Source organism: Bacillus sp. RC240 (assembly GCF_044907945.1).
GTDB lineage: Bacteria > Bacillota > Bacilli > Bacillales > Bacillaceae_G > Bacillus_A > Bacillus_A mycoides.
The window spans coordinates 351,231-376,847 of sequence record NZ_JBIYCT010000003.1; the positions used below are offsets into that span (position 1 = coordinate 351,231).

The 25,617-nt window shown below is 35.9% G+C and carries 26 protein-coding genes; 13 read left to right on the forward strand and 13 right to left on the reverse strand.

Annotation, left to right across the window (positions count from 1 at the left end; genetic code table 11):
• Positions 1-2 precede the first annotated feature (2 nt).
• The 3 genes from ABH955_RS13470 to ABH955_RS13480 all read right to left on the reverse strand — a co-directional run bounded on the left by ABH955_RS13470 (position 3) and on the right by ABH955_RS13480 (position 2,628).
• Positions 3-689 (reverse strand): glycosyltransferase family protein, encoded by a 687-nt coding sequence (locus tag ABH955_RS13470; protein WP_088292256.1) that lies wholly within the window; start codon positions 687-689, stop codon positions 3-5.
• A complete protein-coding gene (locus tag ABH955_RS13475) occupies positions 686-1,375 on the reverse strand; it encodes a class I SAM-dependent methyltransferase (protein ID WP_269480911.1) in 690 nt (229 codons plus the stop codon). The genes ABH955_RS13470 and ABH955_RS13475 overlap by 4 nt, the downstream gene beginning before the upstream one ends.
• A gap of 155 nt (positions 1,376-1,530) precedes the next feature.
• Positions 1,531-2,628: a tetratricopeptide repeat-containing glycosyltransferase family 2 protein gene (locus ABH955_RS13480; protein WP_269480910.1), complete on the reverse strand. Its 1,098-nt coding sequence runs from the start codon at positions 2,626-2,628 to the stop codon at positions 1,531-1,533.
• A gap of 165 nt (positions 2,629-2,793) precedes the next feature.
• Here ABH955_RS13480 and ABH955_RS13485 point away from each other — a divergent pair, with 165 nt between their 5' ends.
• The 7 genes from ABH955_RS13485 (at position 2,794) to ABH955_RS13515 (ending at position 10,304) form a co-directional block, all read left to right on the forward strand.
• Complete coding sequence (locus tag ABH955_RS13485) at positions 2,794-3,690, forward strand: BclA C-terminal domain-containing protein (RefSeq protein WP_404491183.1); 897 nt, start codon at positions 2,794-2,796, stop codon at positions 3,688-3,690.
• Between the two features lie 123 nt (positions 3,691-3,813).
• Complete coding sequence (locus ABH955_RS13490; RefSeq protein WP_113937689.1) at positions 3,814-4,659, forward strand: TylF/MycF family methyltransferase; 846 nt, start codon at positions 3,814-3,816, stop codon at positions 4,657-4,659.
• Between the two features lie 224 nt (positions 4,660-4,883).
• Positions 4,884-5,642: a class I SAM-dependent methyltransferase gene (locus ABH955_RS13495; RefSeq protein WP_002134979.1), complete on the forward strand. Its 759-nt coding sequence runs from the start codon at positions 4,884-4,886 to the stop codon at positions 5,640-5,642.
• 6 nt (positions 5,643-5,648) lie between these two features.
• On the forward strand, positions 5,649-6,575 hold the full coding sequence (locus ABH955_RS13500) for a glycosyltransferase family 2 protein (protein WP_002134977.1): 927 nt from the start codon (positions 5,649-5,651) through the stop codon (positions 6,573-6,575).
• Positions 6,576-6,705: 130 nt separating this feature from the next.
• Positions 6,706-7,866 (forward strand): FtsW/RodA/SpoVE family cell cycle protein, encoded by a 1,161-nt coding sequence (locus tag ABH955_RS13505; protein ID WP_404455938.1) that lies wholly within the window; start codon positions 6,706-6,708, stop codon positions 7,864-7,866.
• A gap of 79 nt (positions 7,867-7,945) precedes the next feature.
• Complete coding sequence (prpE, locus tag ABH955_RS13510; protein WP_404455935.1) at positions 7,946-8,686, forward strand: bis(5'-nucleosyl)-tetraphosphatase PrpE; 741 nt, start codon at positions 7,946-7,948, stop codon at positions 8,684-8,686.
• Positions 8,687-8,909: 223 nt separating this feature from the next.
• The gene (locus ABH955_RS13515) at positions 8,910-10,304 is read left to right on the forward strand and encodes a peptidase G2 autoproteolytic cleavage domain-containing protein (protein WP_404491185.1); all 1,395 of its coding nucleotides are present in this window, start codon (positions 8,910-8,912) and stop codon (positions 10,302-10,304) included.
• 45 nt (positions 10,305-10,349) lie between these two features.
• Here the strand turns inward: ABH955_RS13515 and ABH955_RS13520 are convergent, their stop codons facing one another.
• From ABH955_RS13520 to ABH955_RS13535, 4 genes are read right to left on the reverse strand one after another with little or no spacing between them, the layout of a single operon-like run.
• Complete coding sequence (locus ABH955_RS13520; protein WP_219301718.1) at positions 10,350-11,243, reverse strand: RluA family pseudouridine synthase; 894 nt, start codon at positions 11,241-11,243, stop codon at positions 10,350-10,352.
• 15 nt (positions 11,244-11,258) lie between these two features.
• Positions 11,259-12,056 (reverse strand): NAD kinase, encoded by a 798-nt coding sequence (locus ABH955_RS13525; RefSeq protein WP_002011365.1) that lies wholly within the window; start codon positions 12,054-12,056, stop codon positions 11,259-11,261.
• Between the two features lie 18 nt (positions 12,057-12,074).
• Positions 12,075-12,713 carry a GTP diphosphokinase gene (gene yjbM, locus ABH955_RS13530; protein WP_002125951.1) on the reverse strand — a complete coding sequence of 213 codons (639 nt, stop codon included), beginning with the start codon at positions 12,711-12,713 and terminating at the stop codon, positions 12,075-12,077.
• A gap of 30 nt (positions 12,714-12,743) precedes the next feature.
• The gene (locus ABH955_RS13535; RefSeq protein ID WP_002011362.1) at positions 12,744-13,115 is read right to left on the reverse strand and encodes a UPF0738 family protein; all 372 of its coding nucleotides are present in this window, start codon (positions 13,113-13,115) and stop codon (positions 12,744-12,746) included.
• Positions 13,116-13,259: 144 nt separating this feature from the next.
• On the opposite strand from ABH955_RS13535, the gene ABH955_RS13540 reads away from it, so the two are divergent.
• The 4 genes from ABH955_RS13540 (at position 13,260) to ABH955_RS13555 (ending at position 15,718) form a co-directional block, all read left to right on the forward strand.
• Positions 13,260-13,838 (forward strand): CYTH domain-containing protein, encoded by a 579-nt coding sequence (locus ABH955_RS13540; RefSeq protein WP_404491187.1) that lies wholly within the window; start codon positions 13,260-13,262, stop codon positions 13,836-13,838.
• A 185-nt stretch (positions 13,839-14,023) separates the two neighbouring features.
• Entirely contained in the window at positions 14,024-14,422 is a 399-nt protein-coding gene (locus ABH955_RS13545; protein WP_219917488.1) for a globin domain-containing protein, read from the forward strand.
• The gene (locus tag ABH955_RS13550) at positions 14,422-15,315 is read left to right on the forward strand and encodes a ClpXP adapter SpxH family protein (protein ID WP_113937683.1); all 894 of its coding nucleotides are present in this window, start codon (positions 14,422-14,424) and stop codon (positions 15,313-15,315) included. The genes ABH955_RS13545 and ABH955_RS13550 overlap by 1 nt, the downstream gene beginning before the upstream one ends.
• Positions 15,316-15,544: 229 nt before the next feature.
• Positions 15,545-15,718: a hypothetical protein gene (locus ABH955_RS13555; protein WP_002086970.1), complete on the forward strand. Its 174-nt coding sequence runs from the start codon at positions 15,545-15,547 to the stop codon at positions 15,716-15,718.
• Positions 15,719-15,864: 146 nt separating this feature from the next.
• On the opposite strand, the gene pepF is transcribed toward ABH955_RS13555, so the two are convergent.
• The 4 genes from pepF to mecA form a co-directional block, all read right to left on the reverse strand.
• The gene (gene pepF, locus ABH955_RS13560) at positions 15,865-17,691 is read right to left on the reverse strand and encodes an oligoendopeptidase F (RefSeq protein WP_404491189.1); all 1,827 of its coding nucleotides are present in this window, start codon (positions 17,689-17,691) and stop codon (positions 15,865-15,867) included.
• Between the two features lie 50 nt (positions 17,692-17,741).
• The gene (locus ABH955_RS13565; RefSeq protein WP_404491191.1) at positions 17,742-18,977 is read right to left on the reverse strand and encodes a competence protein CoiA; all 1,236 of its coding nucleotides are present in this window, start codon (positions 18,975-18,977) and stop codon (positions 17,742-17,744) included.
• 90 nt (positions 18,978-19,067) lie between these two features.
• Positions 19,068-20,612, reverse strand: a complete 1,545-nt coding sequence (locus ABH955_RS13570) for a cardiolipin synthase (RefSeq protein ID WP_113937681.1) — start codon at positions 20,610-20,612, stop codon at positions 19,068-19,070.
• Positions 20,613-20,683: 71 nt separating this feature from the next.
• Positions 20,684-21,367, reverse strand: a complete 684-nt coding sequence (gene mecA / locus ABH955_RS13575; protein ID WP_002149820.1) for an adaptor protein MecA — start codon at positions 21,365-21,367, stop codon at positions 20,684-20,686.
• 436 nt (positions 21,368-21,803) lie between these two features.
• On the opposite strand from mecA, the gene ABH955_RS13580 reads away from it, so the two are divergent.
• The gene (locus ABH955_RS13580; protein WP_002011349.1) at positions 21,804-22,478 is read left to right on the forward strand and encodes a TerC family protein; all 675 of its coding nucleotides are present in this window, start codon (positions 21,804-21,806) and stop codon (positions 22,476-22,478) included.
• 50 nt (positions 22,479-22,528) lie between these two features.
• Here ABH955_RS13580 and spx read toward each other — a convergent pair whose 3' ends face one another.
• Positions 22,529-22,924, reverse strand: a complete 396-nt coding sequence (gene spx, locus ABH955_RS13585; RefSeq protein ID WP_002011348.1) for a transcriptional regulator Spx — start codon at positions 22,922-22,924, stop codon at positions 22,529-22,531.
• A gap of 579 nt (positions 22,925-23,503) precedes the next feature.
• Here spx and ABH955_RS13590 point away from each other — a divergent pair.
• Positions 23,504-23,707, forward strand: coding sequence for a hypothetical protein (locus ABH955_RS13590; protein ID WP_000559981.1), 204 nt, complete (start codon positions 23,504-23,506; stop codon positions 23,705-23,707).
• 29 nt (positions 23,708-23,736) lie between these two features.
• Here ABH955_RS13590 and ABH955_RS13595 read toward each other — a convergent pair whose 3' ends face one another.
• Positions 23,737-25,383 (reverse strand): peptide ABC transporter substrate-binding protein, encoded by a 1,647-nt coding sequence (locus ABH955_RS13595; protein WP_113937680.1) that lies wholly within the window; start codon positions 25,381-25,383, stop codon positions 23,737-23,739.
• Positions 25,384-25,617: the final 234 nt, after the last annotated feature.

The window sequence follows — 25,617 nt, forward strand, 5'->3', positions numbered from 1 at the left end:
CTCTATTCTTCCTTATTCACATCTGACATATAGTTCTCTACAAATACTTTTCTATACTTTTCATAGTTCGTCATATTTACATCAAAATGATAATGAATACACCAAGCATCACGCTGCACAGGGACACCGACTGTATACCCAGCTTTTTTAAATTCAAAAGATTGGGATACATCATAAAAATCAAACCCATCAAATAAGTCCTCTCGCCACGGAATATCATATTGTGTCGCCATCAATAAACCGTCAATACATTCCACAGGAATAAACGTTTTCGATTCATGAAATGGTTGCTCTAAACTTGCCATATAAAACAAATCGTTCATATAACCAATGACTTTCCCGACAATCCCACGCCCTTCGTTCCATACACCATTTGGAGGAACATATTGGGATCCAACCATCCCAATCATCCCAAGATGTTCATGATCCTCAAATAATTGAATTAATCCGTATAGAAAGGCTCCATTTATAATAAAGACATCTTGGTGTAAATACACTTTATACTTCGCTGGATGTGAAATGGCTTGATTGTATCCGCTCGTCATACTTTTTGCATTTCGAATCGGCATAAATTGTATAGTATACCCAGGAGGTACTGCCAATTTCAATATATGTCGCGCACATTGTGCATACAATTTCCGATCATTTATACATGTAACAAATAGTATTGTTTTTTCTGCAGCACTCATAATTGTGATTTTTCTGCTTCAATAATATATTGAAATACAACTGTCTCAGCCATGAAGCCACTTCCAAGACGATACTTTTTACAAATTCCATATAACTCTTCAATAAGTGGCTCATATATTTTATGATCAACATATACACGATCTACTTTACTAATAGAATATCCTGCTTTTAAAAACATTCTTAGCATTTCATTAAAAGTAAAGAAACGAATATGCGTTTTATCTAATAAGCCATATTCTGTATACGTCCAATTTCCAGCGAGTAAGGGAGCTAATACTGAAATGTGCGCAACGTTTGGTATGCTAGCTAAAATCACACCATTTTCTTTTATATATGGCTTTACTTTCTTTATGACAGCCCACGGATCAAATAAATGCTCTAATACATCCCCGAATATGACACAATCAAATTGTTCCTTCTCATAAGGAAGATCCATTGTTTCTATATCACCTAAAATAACATGATCTAATTTTTCTTTCGCTTTTTCGGCAGCCTCTGGGAACGCCTCAATTCCTGATACACGTGCTCCATTTTCTTTTATAGCCGCCCCTAATGCACCGCTCGAGCAACCAATATCAAGAACTTCTTGCCATTCCATTTTTATATGCTTGAATAAATTAGGATTTATCGCATTATAATAATGTTCAGATTTTTCTTCGTATAAAGAACTTTTCTCCCGATTCATTTCACACACTCCTTATGCAAATTGAATTTGAAATAGAAACAAAAGATATTCTACAAAGGATGCCATCTCTATTGGTTGCATTACCGATACTCTAATATATAGCCATTCTACTATCATTAGAATAGCGACAAGTCATTTCCTAAAAATAGAACAAATTACATTTTATATTGTTTATCATAGACGCCTCTAAAATATTTACGGTTATATTCAATCGCAGCATTATTCGGAACATAAGAAGCTGCCAATTCATTATAATAATAAGCTTTATCTTGATCTCCTAATCTGCTATAACAAATACACATTTGTAAATATGGAATCCACGTATAACTAGCCGGACTGTGAAAAGGACTATCCTCTGCTAGCGGCACTTCAGTTGCTAGCTTAAACCAAAATATCGCTTCATTATACTTTTGTTGTTCCATATATATATATCCTATTCTTGTACAATTCTCTCCTCTAGGAATACCATAACGAAACGACTTCGTACAAGTTTCAACTGCCTTCTCCCAGTCTCCTAACTTCGCATAACAATCTCCTAACTTACCACATGCATAAATTTTCTCTTCATGCCATCCTTCCTCTTGATTAAGAAATGTTTCATACAGAAGAACCGCATCGTCGTATTTTTGATTATCCATAGATTCATTACCGTAATAAAATAAATCTCTCGGGCTTAATTCTTCTCCAGCTGCTACAGCATTTTGAAAAATTTTCAAATTACGATTCGTTATTTCTTTTTCTTTCTTATGTGTAATGGCGACATTACTATTGTAAATCTCACCAGAAACAGCTAAATACTCATGCACCTTTCCAAACCATTGAAATTGTTTTTCACGCTTTACAAGTCGATATCTTCTTGTGCAATATAAAGGTTTCCCATTAGAATCCATTACAAGATAATAAGGCATAGAAACAGCGTCAACTTTACCATTTAACTCTCGTTTTAATGTTTTCAGTGATTCTTGAGCTTCCTCTAATAACACATCATCAGCATCTAACCATAATATATATTCTTGCGTTGCTTTTGAAAACGCAAAATTTCTAGCTGCCGCAAAATCATCAACCCACGGAAAATCGTGTATGTTAGAAGTATATTTTGCTACAATTTCCTTCGTTCGATCAGTGGATCCTGTATCAACTACAATAATTTCATCAACAATTTTTTCTACCGCGTCCAAACATCGATCTATTGTATTTTCCTCATCGCGAACAATCATACATAGACTAATTGTAATTCCTTGCTTGTTCAACATAATCACCCTCTTCCAACTCAATCATATGTTATACATACAATAAACTTTCCATTTTTTTAACTTGTTCAAGCTATTTAAGATTTCTTTTTAATAATTCAAATGTCCGTGTCATTTTCTTACGATTTTGCATCTACTATATAATGAAAGCTTTATGGAGGTGAATTTATGTCAAATAATAATTATTCAGATGGCTTAAATCCTGATGAATTCTTATCAGCTAGTGCATTTGATCCTAATCTTGTAGGTCCAACTTTACCACCAATACCACCGTTTACACTTCCAACCGGGCCAACTGGGCCTACTGGGCCTACTGGGCCTACTGGACCGACTGGACCTACCGTACCTACTGGGCCTACTGGACCTACTGGACCTACTGGACCTACTGGGCCTACTGGAGACACTGGCGCAACTGGACCGACTGGGCCTACTGGAGACACTGGCGCAACTGGACCGACTGGGCCTACTGGGCCTACTGGAGACACTGGCGCAACTGGACCGACTGGGCCTACTGGAGACACTGGCGCAACTGGACCGACTGGGCCTACTGGAGACACTGGCGCAACTGGACCTACTGGGCCTACTGGAGACACTGGTGCAACTGGACCTACTGGGCCTACTGGTGCGACTGGACCGACTGGGCCTACTGGGCCATCTGGATTAGGACTTCCAGCAGGATTGTATGCATTTAACTCTGCTACAATTAGCGTAGCTCTTGGAGTTAATGAGCCAGTACCATTTAATACTGTTGGATCTCAGTTTGGTACAGCAATTTCTCAATTAGATGCCGATACTTTCATCATAAGTGAAACTGGATTCTACAAAATTACTGTTATCGCATATACTGCATTAGTAAGTGTATTAGGTAGCCTTGCAATTCAAGTGAACGGCGTTAATATACCTGGCGCTGGAACAAGTTTAATCTCACTTGGAGCGCCTCTCGTTATCCAGGCAATTACACAAATTACAATAACGCCATCAATGGTTGAAGCTGTTGTTACAGGACTTGGATTATCTCTAGCTCTTGGTACAAGTGCATCCATTATTATTGAAAAAATCGCTTAATTTTTTTACTTAGCAGTAAAACTGATATCAGTTTTACTGCTTTTTCAATTATGAATTCAATCATGAAACCTTCACTACCTACATAATCATATTGTTGTATGACATTTCGCAGGAGGCATCTATATGGAAAATAAATCTGCTGTCCGGCTTTATCTCGAGTTGTTAAAGAAAACAATTCTGTTTGAAATATGGCTAGAGTATGAGCCATATTTACCTGCTTCGTTACATATATCTAAGGAACTTCCATACGAACCCGTTACAGTTCCACTCCCTTTATTTATTAAACAATATGCAGAAAATCATAATTTAAAAATTATTAAACCTAATGTTTTAAAAAGCGAACGTCAAGACGGAATGGATTGGCCAAGAGCAGCACACAGTATGATCGGCCGGGAACGCATGAATCAATTACATGAAGCATTAGAAACAGTTGTCCGTGAAAATATAGAAGGTGATTTTATTGAAACAGGTGTGTGGCGCGGGGGATCGTGCATTTTTATGAATGGTTTTTTACAAGCAAACAACATTACTGATCGCAATGTATGGGTTGCCGATTCATTTGAGGGCCTCCCAACACCAAATATAGAACAATACCCGAGAGATTTCGGCGATTACTTACACAGCTTTGATTATTTACGTGTTTCTTTAGAACAAGTACAAGAAAACTTTAGAAAATACGATTTATTAAATGACCAGGTAAAGTTTTTAAAAGGTTGGTTTAAAGATACTTTACCGTCAGCACCGATAGAAAAAATTGCGATTGCTCGCCTTGACGGTGATATGTATGAATCAACGATGGATGGTCTCGTAAACTTATACGATAAAGTTTCTAAGGGCGGCTATATAATTATCGATGACTATGGGCTACCACCATGTGCTGAGGCTGTGACAGACTTTAGAAATCAAAGAAACTTAAAAGCTCCTATTACTAAAATTGATGTATTCGGGGTTTATTGGCGAAAAGAATAGGGCGAAACTTTATTCAGTTAGGGTTTCTCCATCTCACACTAATTATTAGCCTTCGCCAATAGCATGATAAATAAAAACAAAAGCTCCCATTACTATTTCCAGTTGTTCTAGGGAGCTTTTTACATATCACAACAGTTCTAATATCGTTTCCCCTCCCACTATAAAATGTTAGCTGCAGATTAAAAATGTTGGTTCCCTATTTACTACAAGGAAGGAGTGAAATTATGAGCGAGCTTGAAAAAAAAATCGCATTAATCCCACCTCCCGAACTCGTCCAATATGTAGGTGGCGACTTTCAAAAGGTTGGAAAAGAATTCATAAAGCATTTTATTCAAATTGGTAGTTTAAAATCCAATGAAACAGTGTTAGATGTAGGTTGTGGTGTCGGTCGAATGGCGGTTCCATTAATGAATTACTTAGGTGATGATGGAGCTTATTATGGATTTGATTTATTTAAAGATGGCATTACATGGTGCAAAAATAATATTTCAGCTGCCCGTAGCAATTTTCATTTTGAACACGTTGATATATATAATCAATTCTACAACCCAGAAGGAAAAGAAGATGCTTCTCAATACAAATTTCCATATGAAGACGATTCATTCGATTTTGTTTTTTTAACTTCTGTATTTACCCATCTCCTTCCGAAAGAATTAGAACATTACGTATCTGAGATTGTACGTGTTCTAAAAAAAGATGGGAGATGTTTTATTACCTTCTTTCTCATTAACCCTGAATCATCCTATTACTTAAATTCAGGGCTAAGTACATTAGGTTTTTATCATCAAATTGAAAATTGTTATGTTGTGAATAAAGATATTCCTAATTTTGCAGTTGCCTATCCTGAAGAAGATATCCGCATCTTATTAAATAAATATGGCTTAGAGGTAATTAATAAACCGCATTATGGTTTATGGTGCGGCAGAAATGAGTATACAAGTTATCAAGATATCGTTCTTACAAAAAAAGCTTCTGAAAGGTAGTTTCGTATGAATAATGAAAAAAAGCCACCTCTCGTTTCCATCCTTATTCCCACTTATAATCGACCACATTATTTCAAAATCGCTCTAGAAAGTGCATTAGCACAAACTTATCCAAACATTGAAATTATTATAGGAGACGATAGTACAAATGATGAAACAGAAATCTTAATAAATGAACAGTATTTACCTAATTATAAAAACATAACATACATTCGAAATACCACTACTTTAGGACAATTTCATAACGATCTTATGCTCTTAGAGAAATCTAATGGGGAGTATATAAATTTTTTAATGGACGATGATGTGTTTTATAATCATAAAATACAAAAAATGATGGCTTATTTTGAGCAAGACACAAATAAAAATCTCGCTCTTATAACTTCTTATCGAGTACGTATTGATGATCACGGAAATTTAATTGGAGATGCTCATCCAACACAAAGATTATATAGCGAAGACATTCAATTAAACGGAATATTTTTAGGCGACTGGATGTTAAAAGGTGGACATAACATTATCGGTGAGCCTACAACTATTCTGTTTAGAAAACAGTTACTCACTGAACCTTTCGGCACGCTAAAAGGAAGGCACTATTCTTGTAGTGTCGATATGGCATCATGGATTTCCTTACTTTCTAAAGGAAACGCAGTATACATATCCGAACCTTTAAGCCAATTTCGCTACCATACTGGGCAACAAATACACAGCAAGCTCCTTGAAGGATCTGAGGATTTTACGCACCTCGTTATAACTTCAAAAGAATACGGATTTTTACAAGATAATACAGATTATAGACTAGGTCTAATTAGCGCTTATAAATGGTGTAAAAATTCCTTAGAATATTATAGCCAGCTACCAAACCTCATTCCAGATACACATGTACGTCTTTCCCATTGTTTGGACATAATTATAAAAGAGCTACATCATTAGTCTATTCTGCGAAAATAAAATGTGTGAGCTTTACGTGAATAATGCGTATAGTTCATACATTCTTTTTAAACTATGTGATGCACCAACTAAAACCCACTAATATAGAGAGCAGTAGAAAGGAATTCATACAGTGAAAGATCCGAACACTCAATATCAAATAGACTACATATTAATATTCATTTTATTTGCCATTGGGATTGTTAGCTGCTTTGCTATCGCAAGTGCACAAGCTTCTTTACCACCATTTTTACAAAACGTAAATTTTGTATTAAAACAAATCCAATGGTATGCCATTGGATTTATCGCCATTGGTGTTATTATGGTTATTGATTTCGATCGCTATAAACAAATTGCTTGGTATTTATATAGCTTTGCACTCATACTTCTAATTGGCCTAGAACTTCAAGTTCCTGGCGCCGTTACAATTAAAGGGGCTACCGCGTGGTACAGACTTCCAGGCATCGGAAACTTTCAGCCTTCTGAAATTATGAAATTATTTTTGATTATCGTCGTTGGACGAATTATAGCGAATCATAATGAAAAATACCTTTTTCGGACAACTCGTGAAGATTTCATTTTACTTTTAAAAATATTTGCAGCTAGTTTACCTCCACTACTTCTAATCGCAAAAGAACCTGATTTAGGAAACACAATGGTCATTTCAGCGATGCTTGCAACAATGGTTTTAGTTTCTGGTATACGTTGGCGCTTTATCCTCGGATTAACCTCCGGTATTTTCGCCATAGGCTCTACCTTAACATATATTTATTTCACGCATCCAGAGTTCTTTAAAGAGCACATTCTAAAAGAATATCAATTAAATCGCTTCTATGGTTGGCTTGCACCTTATGAATATGACGCACAAGGATACCAATTAAGACAAGCATTTTTAGCTACTGGATCCGGAGAGATGCAAGGAAAAGGATGGGAAAATAGACAAGTATATTTTCCAGAGCCACATACAGATTTTATTTTTACAAATATCGCTGAACAATTCGGTTTTTTAGGAGCAAGTGTTATTATTTCATTTTTTTTCTTACTCATTTACCGAATGATCCATATTGCTTTAGAAAGCAATGAACCTTTCGGTAGTTATATTTGCGCTGGTACAATTGGAATGTTTACGTTCCAAGTATTCCAAAATATTGGGATGACAATTGGTTTACTCCCTATTACAGGAATAACGTTACCGCTTATGAGCTACGGCGGGAGTTCACTGCTCACATATATGGTTGCTATTGGATTTATTTTAAACGTACGCTCAAGAACTAAAATCTTTATGTTTAAATGAACCATATCGAAAAACGGTATGTTTTTTTTCTATGTCCATTTTAGATATACTAATGAAAAAATGGGCTGGAGGTTTAAATATGAAATATGACATTATAGGTGATATTCACGGATGCTTCCAAGAGTTTCAAGATTTAACAACGAAACTAGGGTATAGCTGGGATAGTGGTATCCCAATTCATAACGCAAAACGAAGGCTTGCATTCGTTGGTGATATTACAGACCGAGGTCCTCATTCATTACGGATGATTGAAATTGTATGGGAGCTCGTAATAAATAGAAAAGATGCTTACTATGCTCCAGGGAATCACTGTAATAAACTGTATCGTTTCTTCCTTGGACGTAATGTTACAATCGCTCATGGGCTCGAAACAACTGTTGCAGAATATGAAGCATTGTCTTCTAATAAGCAACAAATAATAAAAGAAAAATTCATTACTCTTTACGAACAATCACCGCTATATCACATACTGGATGAAAAAAAATTAACCGTCTGTCACGCTGGTATTCGGCAAGATTACATAGGAAGACAAGATAAAAAAGTACAAACCTTTGTACTATATGGTGATATTACAGGCGAAAAACACCCTGACGGCTCACCTGTCCGCCGAGATTGGGCGAAAGAGTATAAGGGTGAAACATGGATTGTTTATGGACATACACCTGTCAATGAACCTCGCTTTGTGAATCATACAGTCAATATTGATACTGGTGCTGTATTTGGTGGTAAACTAACTGGACTACGTTACCCTGAGTTGGAGACCGTTTCTGTCCCTTCTTCCCTACCTTTTGTCCCTGAAAAGTTCCGCCCAATTTCATAAAGTGAAACTTTAATCAGTGGGGGTTTTGTTCATCCCCCACTGATTATGAGCCCGCACCAATCGGGATAAATACCTCTACTTAATACAATTCACGATTTGCAGAGGATCATGGTGTTTTCTAGACATATTCCACACTAAAACTAGATAAAGCAATTAAAAAAAGATGCAATAAAGTGCATCTTTTTTTAATTGCACGGCATATACTGTCGCAGGAGGTGACGGAATGAAGAAAAAATCTTCTAAACAAAAAAGAAAATTCCACCCTTTATACTATCCCATGTATGGAATTAACAACTGGTGCAGTATTCGAGCTGCAGCTATAGAAGAAATAGAAGAACAAGAGTCATCAAAAAAAAGCAAACCGAGAGAAAAATATATCTCTTTAGAAAATGCTGTTATGAGGCGAATTATAGATAGCAGGAAAATAAAAGCAAAACAAAAAAAGAAGCTCGCTTCTAATAATGATGAACCTGTGCTTAATTCGGAAAAGATACAAGAAAATATAGAAGAAAACATTCCTGCAGCAATAAAGGAAAAAGTACAACCAGAAATTCCAGCTACTATTATAAATCAAGTAAAAAAAATAAAAGAAGCATTAATCTCGGGCAACGATGTACAAATAGAAGGATCCACCCCTATTCAGGCTCCTGTACCTACACCTATAAAAAAAGAAAATAACAAAGGAGCTCGTCACGCATATAAAGAAGGACTTCACTCTAAAGCTGATGGAATCGCTTCACATGCAGAAGGGCTTCTTACACATGCAACGGGTCCCTTTTCTCATGCAGAAGGGACAAAAACAAAGGCAACTGGACATAGTTCGCATAGCGAAGGAAGTGAAACGACAGCAGGCGGCTCTTATTCTCATGCAGAAGGAAAACATGCAATTGCTTTGGGAGAAGCAGCACATGCAGAAGGAACCGCAACTATCGCTAACGGATTCTCATCTCATGCGGAAGGAAATCATACATCAACAGCTAATTTTGCAGGCAGCCATATTATGGGGAAATTTGGTACAGCAGAAGAAGCTTATTCCTGGTTTATCGCAAATGGGACAAATGACACTGATTATAATATAGGTGCCAAATGGCTTGCCCATAACGGAGAAATGTATATCGATGGTGCTTCTTACAATGCAGGTGGTACTGATTTTGCACAAATGTTTGAGGCAGCAGATCATAGCCCTATTGATATCGGCTATTTCATTACATTTAGTAGCGAAGAAAAAATTCGAAAAGCTACTTCAAATGATACATTCATATTAGGCATATCCAGCGCTACTCCTGCTCTCATAGGAAATAGCGGTGCTTTAAGTTGGCAAAAACGCTATGAAACAGACAGCTTCGGAAAACGTCAATATACACGTACTAATAAACAAGAAATACAACCCCTTTTAAATACAGAATGGGATCCAGCTTGTAAGTATATATCAAGAAGAGACCGTACTGAGTGGCTTCCTGTCGGATTAATTGGACAAATGTTAGTACGTGATGACGGCACTTGCGAAACACACGGATATTGTCGTCCAAATGATGACGGCATTGCCACAAAAGCTGAAAGTGGCTTTTTCGTTATAAAACGTACTGGTGAAAATCAAATTTTAATATTATTTCGCTAAAAAAAGGGAACAAAATTCTTTTTATGATAAGAATTTTGTTCCCTTTTAATTGTTATGTAAAGCGTATTGCATATCCTCTGGGATACTTACGGTAAAAGTCATTCCCTTTTCTAAAATAGGATGATAAAACGTCAAAGATGTACTATGCAGCGCTTGACGTTTTATCACATCTCTTCGGCCACCGTATAGATCATCCCCAAGTAGCGGATGTCCTATATATGCCATATGTACACGAATTTGATGTGTTCTTCCCGTCTCGAGCTCAAGCGCTACATGCGTCTTATCGGAAGAACTCTCCATCACTCTAAAATGAGTAACAGCTCTTTGACCATCTTCACAGACAGTTCGCTCGATAATACTATCCGATTTTCGTCCGATTGGCGCGTCAATCGTTCCTACTTCTTCTAAAATAGTCCCATGAACGATTGCCTCATACGTTCGTTTCACCCCTTTTTGTTGATGCTGCTTCGATAAAAGGTGGTGAACGAATCTATTTTTCGCAATTAACATAAGCCCTGAAGTATCACGGTCTAACCTCGTCACAATGTGCACCGTACTTGCAAGATTTTGTTTATCATAATGATATAAAAGAGCGTTTGCAATACTTCCTGACGGGTGCTCCCTAGACGGAATCGTCGACATATTTGCTTCTTTATTTATAACAAGAACCGCATCATCTTCATATACGATACACAAAGGGATCTCTTCCACTTCCATCCCTTCACTTCTTTCCTCCACTGGAAAAAAGATTTGTAACTCTTCACCAGCTTGTAACTTGTGACGAACACTTGTGTGTTGACCGTTTACTTCAATTGCTCCCCCGCGGAACTTTATATCCGTTAAAGCAGCTTTCGAAATCCCTTTTGTTTTCAAAAATTCTCTAACTAAAGTTCCCTCTTCAGCAAGCCCTATATCCCATTTCAATGTAAATCTGTTCAAATATATAAACCCTCTCTATTTATCTGCAACAAACGAGTCACGAACACGTTTCCAGAATGGGAACGGACGGAAACGAACAAATCGTACTTTCTCGTTTGCAACGCGATACTGAATTGATTTCACATCTTGATGAACCATCGTCAAATGATCCACGGTAATTTGCATGTTCATTCCTGCAGCCGGCTTTAAAACGCATGTATGATGCTTCGGCAGTACGAGCGGTGAACCTACCGTACGAAATACACGATTGTTGATAGATGCCATTTCTGCAATTTGAATCGCTTCAATAGAAGGGTGAATAATTGCTCCGCCAAGCGCCTTATTATAAGCGGTACTTCCTGAAGGAGTAGAAATACAAAGACCATCTCCGCGAAACGTTTCGAAATACTCTCCGCGTATTTCCACTTCTGTTACTAATGTACCTTCTGCACTTTTTACAGTCGCTTCATTCATCGCCAAATACTGCGACTCTTTACTACCATTCACATAGCGAATAATCACTTCTAAAAGTGGATATTCAACCACTTGGAACGGTGTTTTAGCGATTGCAATCACCAACTTCTCTACTTCCGTGGGTAACCAATCTGCATAGAAACCTAAATGCCCTGTATGTACACCAACAAATGCGGTTTCATCTAATCGATTATAGTAACGATGGAATGCATATAAAAGCGTTCCATCTCCCCCAACAGAAATTACAATATCAGGTTCCTTTTCATCCATTGTAAACCCAAAATCTAACAAGTATTCTTTCATCGTACTTGCTAGTGTATCTGATGATTGATCTCCCTTTGACATAATTGTAAATTTCATCGCCCAACACCCTTTAGTTTATGATTCAGAATCTTTCGTTTCCTGCTTTCGTGAAAAGACCTTTTGCGCTTCTTGAATTTCAAGACGAATGGAAGACATTTCTTCATCTAATAAAAACGCCGCTTCCGCTGCACGTTGTAAGCGTATTTTAATATCTTCAGGAAAACGTCCACTATATTTGTAATTTAAAGAATGCTCAATCGTTGCCCAAAAATTCATTGCTAACGTGCGAATTTGAATTTCAACTAACACTTTTTTCTCCCCCTGTATCGTTTGAACAGGATAACTAATGACAACGTGGTAAGAGCGATAGCCGCTATCTTTCTTTTGCGTTACATAATCACGTTCTTCTACAATGTCAAAATCATTTCGTTTTCGAAGATATTCTACAACAGGCTTAATCTCATCTACGAATTGACACATCATTCGAAGGCCCGCGATGTCCTGCATATCTTCTCTAATTCGGTCTAGCGGTACATTTCTCTTCTCCGCTTTATCAATAATACTTGCAACCGACTTTACCCTTCCTGTTACAAACTCAATTGGAGAATGCTCCGTTAACATTGCAAATTGAGTACGCATTCCTTTTAGTTTCACTTTCAGCTCCGCCACCGCTTGGTGATACGGTGCTAAAAATTCTTCCCAATTACGATTCATTTCAACCACCACCAAAATCAATCCATTTGCTTATAGAAACACTTTTTCTACAGCAGTTACTAGTTCTTCTCCGTAATTTGCATTACCTTCAATATTTTCAACTAAATATTCTACTTCTTCTTTTAATCCTTCTAATTCTATTTCAACATCATTCACGCGAATAAACATCGCTGTATCTTTATTCATCGCTTCATGCATTGCTTCCCAGCATGTATGCGGAATACTTACATAAATGAAAGATGATTCATTTTCTAAGATATATAAAAATGATAAATTGTCTGAGTCTACAAGTACGTGATTACGCGCACTTAACTCCTTTACCTCTATTTCAGTATTTTCCGCACAAAAAATAAGCGCATTCTCTCTCGTTTCTACGCTCTTAACTTGAATTTTATTTTGCATACTCGAACTCCTCCATCTCAACTTCCTGTCTTACTTAACAGTATTATTGTATCATAACATGGACGCAAACAAATAAAACATTGAACCAAATTTGCGAAAAAGCGATAATGTGGAAAGAATTATTTTTCAAAAGGAGCGCATACAATGACACAAGAAATTGAAATTGAATTTAAAAATATGGTTACAGAGGAAGAATTCCAAACATTATGCAAATCTTTTTCTATTGAAGCATTTACAAAACAAGTAAATCACTACTTTGAAACGCCTCACTTCTCTTTAAAAGATACGGGCTCTGCACTTCGTATTCGTCATAAAGATGGAACTTATACATTAACATTAAAACAACCTGCTGAAATTGGTTTATTAGAAACTCATCAGTCTGTAACAGAAAAAGAAGCACAACTTATGATGGAAACAAACACAATCATTCAAGGAACTGTAATGGATCAGCTACACAAATTACAAATTCCCGTTTCCTCTTTAACTTATATGGGTAGTTTAACAACAGAAAGAGCTGAAATATTATTTGAAGGCGGAACGCTTGTCTTTGATCATAGTTTCTATTACAATCACGATGATTATGAAATTGAATACGAAGTGCAAGATGAAAAGATCGGTAAAGCAGCATTTATAAGGTTATTAAAGCAACATAACGTACCAGTTCGTCATACAAACAACAAAGTAAAACGCTTTTTCCTTGCCAAACAAAACGAAGAGCGCTAAAGTAAAATTTCCATCAGTGAAGAAGAGCTGTACTTACGGCTACATTTCACCTTTTTGAAAAGCAAAAGATTTATTAGCAACATATAGAATAAGCAAAGAATGTTATGAAGGCTGTTTAGTTGCTCTTCATAACATTCCATTGCTACAATAGATATACATTTCATGGAAAAAGGAGTTTATAAAGGATGAGCAAGCAACCGATGACACCATTTGAAGCAATTGGCGGTGAACAATGCATTGCAACATTAGTGGATACATTTTATTCCTATGTCAGTGAACACCCTGACTTATCTCCGATCTTCCCGGATGATTTAACAGAAACTGCTAGGAAGCAGAAACAATTTTTAACGCAATATTTAGGTGGTCCTAATTTATACACTGAAGAACATGGGCATCCTATGCTAAGAGCACGCCATCTTCCGTTTGAGATTACTCCAAAACGCGCAGAAGCTTGGCTGTCATGTATGGAGCAAGCAATGGATGATACAGGAGTGCACGGTCATATAAGAGAGTTTGTTTTTGAACGTTTAGCATTAACTGCTCAACATATGGTCAATACTCCAAATGAAACAGGTGAAGCGTAATGGATAAGCAGGAAGCAAAGCATATAAATATGCCTTCTCCTTCCACATGCGAGCATAAATCTGTAGAAGCATATTTATTTATTGATCCACTTTGTAAAGATTGCTGGGATATCGAGCCATTTATTATTAAACTATGGCTTGAGTATGGGAAATACTTCTCTATTCGTCATATCGTAACAGGAAAAGTGGACGGAGCAAACGCTTCCTCACACAAATGGAATAAACCTGCTAATATTCGATTTGTGTGGGAAAAAACAACAAGTTTACAAGGTTTTTCATGTGATGGAAAAGTACATATGCAAGAGGCATCGTCAACACCATATTTAGTTTCGATGGCAATTAAGGCGGCGGAATTGCAAGGCCGAAAAGCAGGTTCGAAATTTTTGCGAAAACTCCAAGAATACATTCTTCTTGAAAATGTATCAAACCCTGACTGTGAATTATTGCTTACATGCGCTAAAGATAGTGGCATTGATGTAGAGGAATTTAAAAAAGACCTACACTCAGTTAGCGCAAAAAAAGCTTTCCAATGCGACCTAAAATTCACAAATGAGATGCATATTACAGAAATACCTTCCCTCCTATTTTTTCATGCAAATTCAGATGAGGAAGGTATTAAAATCGCGGGAATTTATTCCTATGATGTATACGTACAGTTATTAAAAGAACTTATAAAGTGCGAGATTGAGCCAGAACCATTACCTCCTTTAGAAGTATTACTAGAAGCAACACAATTTATTTCTTCAAAGGAAATCTCATTTATATATGACTGCCCTCAACAAGAAATAGAGCGTGAACTAAAGAAATTACAACTAAAACGAAAAGTACAAATGATTGAAGTGAAGTGCGAGCGTTATTGGAAATGGATAGCAAAAGAAAAAGACCCGGTGTAAACACCAGGTCTTTTTCTTTACGGCTTATAAAAATATTAAAGGGGATGGGAGAAATTTTCACGTTCAAACAAAGGGGTATATGTTTGTATGTGAATTCGTTCACGCTTATTATATTACAAGATTCGACGTCAGATGACAACCCCTTTTGTCGAATTTCACATTTTTGTCACATTCTAAACGTTTTCATTTTTGAATAAGCTATAAAAAGAACATTTAGGAGGTTTTATTAATGAAAAAGTCTCATATCGCTCTAATTTTTCTAGCTTTCATTGTTTCTTTTTTCTTGTACATCCTTTCTCTACTACAAGCTTTTCCTAAAATTATTGCCTTCCCTCTTTTATTCGGAGTTATCGTCATCGCTGTCTCTTATTTCAACTATAGAAAACGATTTAAAGGATTTTAACTATAAAAATAAGTCATGAAAATTCCTTCTAATATAGAAAAAGTAAAGAAAATCACCTTAATAATTCGACAAATATCGACATTATGTACTTTTGAGAAAATGTTTCAAACAAAAAAGACGAGGATAAAATCCCTCGTCTTTTCTCATTACTTCTCTTCAAACAATAGCGCTTCTAATTCATTTAACTTCTCTTCAAATACTTGTAATGCTTCTTTTACAGGTTCTGGTGATGCCATATCTACTCCTGCTTTTTTCAACACTTCAATTGGGTAATCAGAGCTTCCAGCTTTTAAGAATTCGTTAATGTAACGTTCTACTGCTGGTTGTCCCTCTTCTAAAATTTGTTTTGACAAAGCTGTCGCTGCACTAAATCCTGTTGCGTATTGATATACGTAATAGTTGTAATAGAAGTGCGGAATACGAGACCATTCTAAACCGATTTCTTTATCGATTACTAAAGCGTCCCCGAAATATTTCTTATTTAAATCGTAGTAGATCTCCGTTAACATATCTGGCGTAACAGCATGTCCTTCTTGTACTTTCTTATGAATGATATGCTCGAACTCTGCAAACATTGTTTGACGGAATACAGTACCACGGAATCCTTCTAAATAATGATTTAATAAATATAGACGCTCTTTTTTATCTTCTGTCGTTTTTAATAAATAATCATTTAGAAGCGCTTCATTACAAGTTGATGCTACCTCTGCAACGAAGATTGAATAATCACCGTATACGTGTGGCTGTGTCTTTCTTGTGTAATAACTATGCACCGAATGACCAAACTCATGAGCAAGTGTATATAAATTATTTACATTATCATGCCAGTTCATTAAAATATACGGATTTGTTCCGTATGCACCAGATGAATACGCTCCGCTTCGTTTGCCTTTATTCTCGTACACATCTACCCAGCGATTTTCATATGCTTCTTTTAAAATTTCAACATATTCATCACCAAGTACGTTTAAAGATTTTAATAACAGGTCTTGCGCTTCTTCATACTTCACATTCATTTTCACTTCTTGTACAAGTGGTGTATATAAATCGTACATATGAAGCTCATCAAGTCCTAGTGCACGCTTACGAATATCAATGTATCGATGTAGTAAGTGTAAATTATCATTTACCGATTCAATAAGTTGATCATACACCGCCTCAGGAATATTATTATTACTTAATGCAGCTTGACGTGCAGAATCGTATTTACGAACGCGCGCATTGAAATTATTACGTTTCACAGCCCCGCTTAACGTACTTGCAAATGTGTTCTTATATTTTCCGTACGTTTCAAATACAGCTTTGAATGCATCTTCCCGTACACGACGATCATCACTTTCTAAAAACTGAATGTAACGACCATGCGTTATTTCTACCTCTTCTCCATCCTCACCTTTAATAGATGGGAATTTCAAATCCGCATTATTCAACATACCGAATGTATTACTTGATGCACTCATCACTTCAGATGCTTCTGCTAATAACGCTTCTTCTGCCTCAGATAATACGTGCGGACGTTGACGGGTAATTTCTTCTAATGCATGCTCATATACACTTAGTTCTCGATTTTCTTGTAAGAAAGTTTGCAATGTATCTTCTGAAATAGCTAAAATTTCAGGTACGATATACGCTGTACTACTAGATACTTGTGAGTATAAATTTGTTGCGCGATCATTCAGTGCTTGATACACAGAGTTTGTTGTATCTTGATCGTAACGCATATGTGCATATGTATATAGCTTACCTAATCGCATTGAAATTTCATCTTCATATTGCAATGCCTCAAGCAAATTGTCTGCAGAGTCGCCAAGCTTCCCTTTAAATTCAGTTAACTTTGGCAATAGCTCTTTAATAGCTTGGAATTCTTTTTCCCATTCTGCATCTGTTTGGAAAATATCTTCTAATCGCCATGTGCTTGCTTCTTCAATCTCATTGCGATCTGGTAATGTTTTTGCTTTATTTTGTTCAGACATTCTGTAAGCCCTCCTTTAAATATCTCTACTTAAGTACAATTCTGTTTTTCTTATGTAATTCCTTCACGTTCATTCTTTATTATATCCCCTTTTTCTTCTCTCATGTTGAACTTTGTCTCAAATAGAGATAGTGCGTGCGCTAAGCCAATTTCATCATATTTCATAATTTCTCCCTCTGTTTTTACCAACACAACATCTCTTATTTTTCGATACTTATTAATACCTATTTTTATTAATACACCTGCATAACATAAAAATGTCATATACTCCGCAACTGCTACCTTCCATATATGTTGTGCAAAATACGGAAGTAGACGCCTCTTCGTATATTTTGCTACATAGTTACATGCGTATTGCAGAGAAATATACTCCCCTACCTTAAGCATACCTATACACTTCATATAAAGAGAAGCTTGCCATATAAATGGATTTGTTTGAAAAGCAAACGCGGATGGGAGCGGAACACCGATTTCAGAAGGAAAACTCGCTGGGGTACATTTATATTGATATAAGAGGCGGAGTAGTGACTTATGATTATAATTCCAGATAGATAGAGCGTTTTGCCGAAAATGGTTCTTTTTTCTCTTCCATTCTTGTCCTAATACCTCTTTTTGGAAAGGAACGGGGGAAAAGAGCATGTCAACAGTAGTCGTATCAGTTGGTAAATAAATAGTATGTGAGAAAGAGACGTTTGTAGAAAACGGAGTGATAAAGGCGCATTTCATAAATGATTTTTGTTTCGGACAGAAGAAAATAAGAAATGGCTGAGGATAAGATTGTAAGGAGAAAGCCAGAAGTGAGGAAAATTTCATCCAATATGCAGATTGCTTTTTTAATTGATTTCCACCAATGATCCAGATGACCTGTATACCAGCTTGCCAATACGAGTATGTTCGTTTAGAAAGCTGTTCTATGGAGAGATTGGCGCATTGATATTCAATCGCAATTTCCCTACCTGCTCTCTCTACGAAAACATCTGGTCTTTGCTGGATTTTTGGAAGGTATTGCTCTATATCCACATGAAAATTTTGACGTTTCAACCATCTATATAACAATTCTTTACCGTGCATATGATACATAGATTCTGCTTCATAAAAGGTAAGACATGAATCCACTTTCTTATGAGCAAAATGCCAGCTCTTTTGTTTTCCTAATTTCATTTGCACTTCTTTTCCGCAAGCTGTACAAAAGAATTTTTCTCGTTTACGCATTTCGCGTAAACGTTCTTCATCCCGGTTATATAATAGATGAATTTTCTCTCCGTTTTCTCTCCTTGCAATAAACATCACCATCACACCCTTTCAACTTCTTGTATTCTACAATTTACTACAAATTCCTCTCAAAAAAAGAGATGTCCTAAATTAGGACATCTCTTTCTATAATAAAGGTGATAATAACCGGTACGTCGATTCAACAATCCGCCTATGAAGACGTCTCTTATGAAATCGGTCAACATGAATTTCACTGGATTCTTCTAAATCGTCTTTAAAATCTTGAACGAGCTTTCTAATGCTACCTGTATCATATAAAAAGGCATTTACTTCAAAGTTTAAATGAAAACTTCTCATATCCATATTAGCTGTCCCAATTGATGCGAGATCAGAATCCACGATGACAACTTTACTATGAAGAAACCCTTTTTCATATTCATATATTTTTACTCCTGCATCTAATAACTCCGGAAAGTACGATCTTGATGCATAAAAGACAGTCCGCTTATCTGGCTTACTTGGCATTAACAAACGAACATCGATACCAGCAAGTGCAGCTACTTTTAATGCAGATAAAATATCATCATCTGGAATAAAGTATGGTGTTGCAATCCAAATCGATTTCCTAGCTGAAGCAATCATTGCAAAATATAAATGTTTAATTGTTTCCCATTTATTATCCGGTCCACCTCCAACAAGTTGGACTCCGCCCCAATGATCACCCTCAACTGCTTCCGCTTGTAAATATTCAGGTGCTAATACCGCCTCACCAGTCATATAAAACCAGTCTTGAAGGAAAATTAGCTGTAAACTTTGAACTGCTTCACCGCGTAAATATAAATGCGTGTCTCGCCAAAAACCGAAATATTTATCCTTCCCTAAATACTCATCACCAATATTTAATCCACCTACAAACCCCTCATTTCCATCTATAATAACGATTTTTCGGTGGTTTCGATAATTAATTTTATCGTTTAAAATTGGAAAGCGCACAGGGAAAAATGGAATCATTTCTACTCCTGCATCATTCAATTCTGCAATATACGAATTTGATAATTTAAAGCTTCCAACCGCGTCGTATAAAAAACGAACGACAACGCCTTCTTTTGATTTTTTTATTAAAATATCTTTAATTTCTGTACCGAGCTTGTCATCACGTACAATGTAATACTCCATATGAATGTGGTGTTTCGCTCGATTTAACCCATCTAAAATTGCCTGAAACGTTTCGTCTCCATTTGTTAATGTCCTCGTTTCAGTTTGAAATGAAATATTTAAAGCACCCAATCGATCTGCTAAACGAAATAACAATTCTTGATGCTTATGATTTCGTAAAATCCGTTCTTCGTAATCTTCGTGTCCCTTATATTGTAAAAACGCCTGTTCATCGAGTAATGCCTTCTTTTGGAACATTCTTTTTCTGCGAAAGTTTTGTCCAAATAAAAGATAAGCAAAGAAACCGAACACTGGAAAAATACCTAGTACGATTAACCACGTAAGTGTTTTTGACGGATGGCGATTTTCTAAGAAAATAACACATCCAATTAAAAATGCGGAAACCGTAAATAAAATACTAATAATACCTAAAATCGAAACATCCTTTATCCCCATGACATCCGAATAAAATGCTACATCAATAAACATGCGTAATGAAACAAATAATGCGAACAGTAGTAGAAAAAAGAAAAGTAGTTTTAGTGTATTTTTCATCTCTTCCCCCCTAATAAGAAAGCCTTCCTATTCTTCATAAAAAAAGCCGATTTCATACTATAGAAATCGGCCTACGTTTTAGGAGGGAAATTGTTGCGAATTGTCTCAAGCGCACGCTCTTTCACAACCTGTTTCCCATACTCACTTACACGGTGAATCGTTAAAGTAGATTCTTCTCCATATTCTAAAACAATACTTAAAATACGATCAATCTCTTCTTCATCATGTAGCACTTCATCGAATTCCACATATACATAATAGCGGTCCTCAAATGAATGTAATTCATCTTTTATATCTTCAAAGATAAGACGATGACTTAATGAAATAACATCTTCAAAATCATTAAACTTAATTAAAAAGCCAAACGTACCATCTTCATTAAAGTTTGTTCCTACTTGTTCTTCTACCTCTTCCACTAATTCTTGCTGGAATAATGATTCGATGCCTTCATCTAGAGGAATGTCTATAATTTTGTCTACACCTATTGGTAATTCCAGCTTTTGTCCATCCTTTGAAAGCTCCGCTTTCGTTACAAGTACTTCAATCCCTTTATCGACTGCTTGCACTTGGATCCATAACGGCCCATCGATAAAGAAATCATCATGATCACGAGCTTCGTCCATCATCTCCCAAAAGAGCTCTTCACTTCGTTCGCGATCATACCAAATTTCTTCACGATTAAACCCTCTGTCCTCTATATCAATGTACGTAATAAAAAATTTCATCGTATGGTCATTAATTCTTTCAATATCCAAAATACAACGCTCCCTTCCTGCTTAGAATTGTTATGAAGGGATTCCCCACTCATATGACAAAACAATAGATTCTTGTACTCTCATTTTATGATAAGATTCTCCAGAAGGGAAATAAAATCGATTTATTTTACAAAAATAGTTATATACCTATCTGTATTCGACTTTTTACATAAAGTGAAACAATAATCAGTATTTTTTTCATCCTCCACTGATTATTAGCTCGCACTAATCGGAATAAATATACCATTATACCAATTCACTGCTCGCAAAAAATTTGGACATACATTCCCATATTCCCTCGTACACTGTAATAAAGTGAAACTTCTATTAGAGGTGATTATTTTTTCCCCAGGCGCGCGGGATCAAAACTAGACAAACTTTCTTCACCACATACATATATTTCGCTTATTAAAACATCATAAATGGAGGCAGACGAATGGACTTAGAGTTTTTAACATCTGTACTAATGATTGTCGGTATCGATGTTGTACTAGGTGGCGATAACGCAATTGTCATCGCACTAGCTAGCCGAAATTTACCTGAAGCAAAACGAAATAAAGCCATTTTGATTGGTACTATGTTAGCAATTGTGCTACGAATTCTCCTCACGATACTAGCTGTCTATTTACTTGATATCCCATTTTTACAACTCACCGGCGGAATTTTACTCACATTAATTGCGGTCAATTTACTCACTGATAATAACAACGACCTTTCTTCTATCAAAGGAAAAACGACTTTATTCCAAGCTGTGCGTACAATTGTATTCGCGGATCTCGTTATGGGGTTTGACAATGTTATTGCCATTGCAGGAGCAGCTCACGGAAGACTTTCACTCGTAATTATCGGTTTATTCATTTCTATCCCGATTATCATTTGGGGAAGCAAACTTATTTTAATACTCATGGAACGCTTTCCATTTCTCATTTATTGCGGAGCAGCAGTTCTCGCCTATACAGCAGGAAAAATGATTACACACGAAGACAGACTTGCAACGTTTTTTCATCATAATCCTAGTTTTGCCACAAGTATCCCTTATTTGTTCATTTTCACCATTTTATGCATAGGCTTTATCGTTCAACAAGTGCGATTACGTAATGTTAAACAGTAAAAAAAAACCTTCTACTCTATAATAGGTAGAAGGTTTTCATATTATTATAATTAATTTACAAGACGCTGTGCTTCACGTAATTGGAACGTTCTTACTGTACGTGGTAAGAAACGACGGATTTCATCTTCGTTGTAACCTACTTGAAGGCGTTTTTCGTCAATCATAATTGGACGACGTAAAATACCTGGATAATCACGAATCATCTTATATAAATCTTGAAGTGGTAAAGACTCTAAGTTCACATTCAATTCTTGGAAAACTTTTGAACGAGTAGAAATAATCTCATCCGTTCCGCTTTCTGTCATACGTAAAATCTCTTTAATCTCATCAATCGTTAATGGATCTGAGAAAATATTACGTTCTGTATAAGGAATATGATTTTCCTCTAGCCATAATTTCGCCTTTCTACAAGACGTACAGCTTGGAGAACTATATAATGTTACCATACAAAGCTCACTCTCCTTAAAGAGTACAAATTCTGTACTAATTACAGTTTAAATTTCTAACTTCCGCAATTTTTCGCGATAACTTGTCTTATAGCAAAGTAAAAAATCGCAATTCATGTAAGCAACAATAATTACTTTTAATAAGTAACTTCTATAATCATTATACAATAGTTTTTGCAAGAAATATACAGTGAATTTACTGCTAGTTGAGAAAATTTCTCCGTGTACTCCACTGCTATGCAACATGATTATACTGAGTAAAACTGTCCTTTAACAACGGTCTTCAACCCTTTTGATACTTACTTTCTACAATAATCTTCACTTGATATACAATTACAGTTTCATAATCTTCCTCGTTAAAAAGAGAGCGTTTTCTTACCTTTTCCCGACAAAACAATTGAGAAATGTAAGACTCTAAAGGTTAGAAATAAAAGGAACATTTGTTCTTATTTTAACAAATCTCTCCGCTCATGTCTATATGCTTTCTAAAGTAAATCGAATATTTTTCTGACATTTCTTTCTTTTTTACCATTTATCTCATACAATAAAAATACAGACAGACAAAGGGGGAATTTGCATATGATCGCTTTTTTTACTGATTTTATCATTGTTGCTACCCTCATCATCGGAATAACAGCATTGATTGGTGTCATTACAAATAGCATCGGTGAAAAACTCTTTGGTGGGAAAGAAAAAATGAAGTTTGTTAACAAAAGTTTAGATGTACAATCTGGCTGGAACCAAGTTGGCGGGAAAGGCATTTATAAAAAACGTACGTATTAAAAAAAAGCAGGTCATCACCTGCTTTTTTCTTATTTTCCTACTGATGCCCATTTAAAGCTTACATCGGGGCCATATTTATGGTTGTACATATCTTTAATTGTTTCTCTTTGTAAATATGCTCTACCACGTTGATATACCGGAACAATCGCAGCGTCATCAAGTAGCATTTTTTCTGCTTCAAGTAAGTTTTTCCAGCGAGCATTTACATCGCTTCCATCTTTCTTCGCTTTCATAATAATCTCATCGTACTTCGGATTAGAATACTTCATTTTGTTTTGGGCTCCGTCAGTTACAAACATATCAAGATATGTAACTGGATCTGGGAAGTCTGCCCCCCATCCAGAGAATGACATTACATAATCGCCTGCATCTTCTAATTTTAGTTTTTGTGCGAATGGTTGTTGTTTAATTTTCACTGTTAAGCCTGGTAAATTCTTTTCTAACTCACCTTTTAAATATTCACCAGTTTTCTTCGATAATTCAACGTCTTCATTTAACATCTCTAATTCAATTTCATTTTTACCAAGCTCTTTTTTACCAGCTTCCCAATACTTTTTCGCTTCTTTTACATTTGGTTTTATAATATCTCCATTTTCAGCACGGAAATCTTTTTTATCCGGACCTTTAATGAAATTATCAGGAATTAATCCTGTCGCTGGCCTAGAACCGTTATTTAATAATGTATCAACGAATGGTTTACGATCAAAGCCAAGTGAAATTGCTTTACGAATATTTTTATTTGCTAAAGATGGGTCTTTTTGATTTAAACGAAGGAAGAATACAGATGTCTCTTCTACTGTTTTGAAATCTGGTTTTCCTTTATATTTATCGATGAACTCTGCTAATAACGTCGCTCGATCGACTGCGTTTGTTTCATATAAATTAATTGGCGTAGACGTATCTTTTACAATATTAAAGTTTACTTCCTCAAGTTTCACTTCTTTATTGTCCCAATACGATGGGCTCTTTGTCATTTTGAAACTACGTTCATGTTGCCAATCACTTAATGTAAATGGACCGTTGTAAAGTGTTGTATTTGCTTCTAAACCAAACTTCGTCCCTTGCTCTTTCACATACTTTTCATTAACAGGATAGAAGATCGGATAGACCATTAAATCAATAAGATATGGGATAGAATTATCTAATTCTACTTCTAATGTATGATCATCAATCGCTTTCACGCCTAATTGGTCTGGACTCATCTCTTTTTTATTAATTTTCTCAGCATTTTTTATATCGTACATAATGTACGCCGATTTCGCAGCTGTATCTGGATTAATTGCTCTTTGCCATGCATACACGAAATCTTTCGCCGTTACAGGTTCACCATTTGACCATTTTGCATCTTCACGTAATTTAAATGTATACTTTTTACCGTCTTCTGACTTTTGGAATTCTTTCGCTACACCTGGAACTAATTTATCGTCTTTCCCAAGGCGGTATAGACCTTCCATCGTATTGTTCATTACTTTTGAAGAAACTGCATCAGCTGATAACGCAGGGTCCATCGTTGGAATTTCTTGCGTTTCAATTAAGTTTATAACTTGCTTCGCACCGCTTTTCCCGCTATCCCCTTTTGCGTTCGCTTGCGGTTCATCTTTTTGGTAGCCACATGCCCCTAAAATCATGCTCATTGCTACTGTTGATGCTACAAAAACTGGTATCTTTTTTTTCATACTTCCACCCTCCAAAAAAATGTTAGCCCTTTCATTTTCAAACAGAAAGAAATATATATATGTTCTAATAATTCATATTATACACACAAATATATTCTTTGTATATTTATATTTCTATTTTATTAAAATTTTCTGTTAACACTTTGTGTATTTGTAAACGTTTCATACTACGTTTTTATTGAATTAAAGTGTTGAAAATGACGATTTTTATACTTTTCTAAATTATCAGAGAAA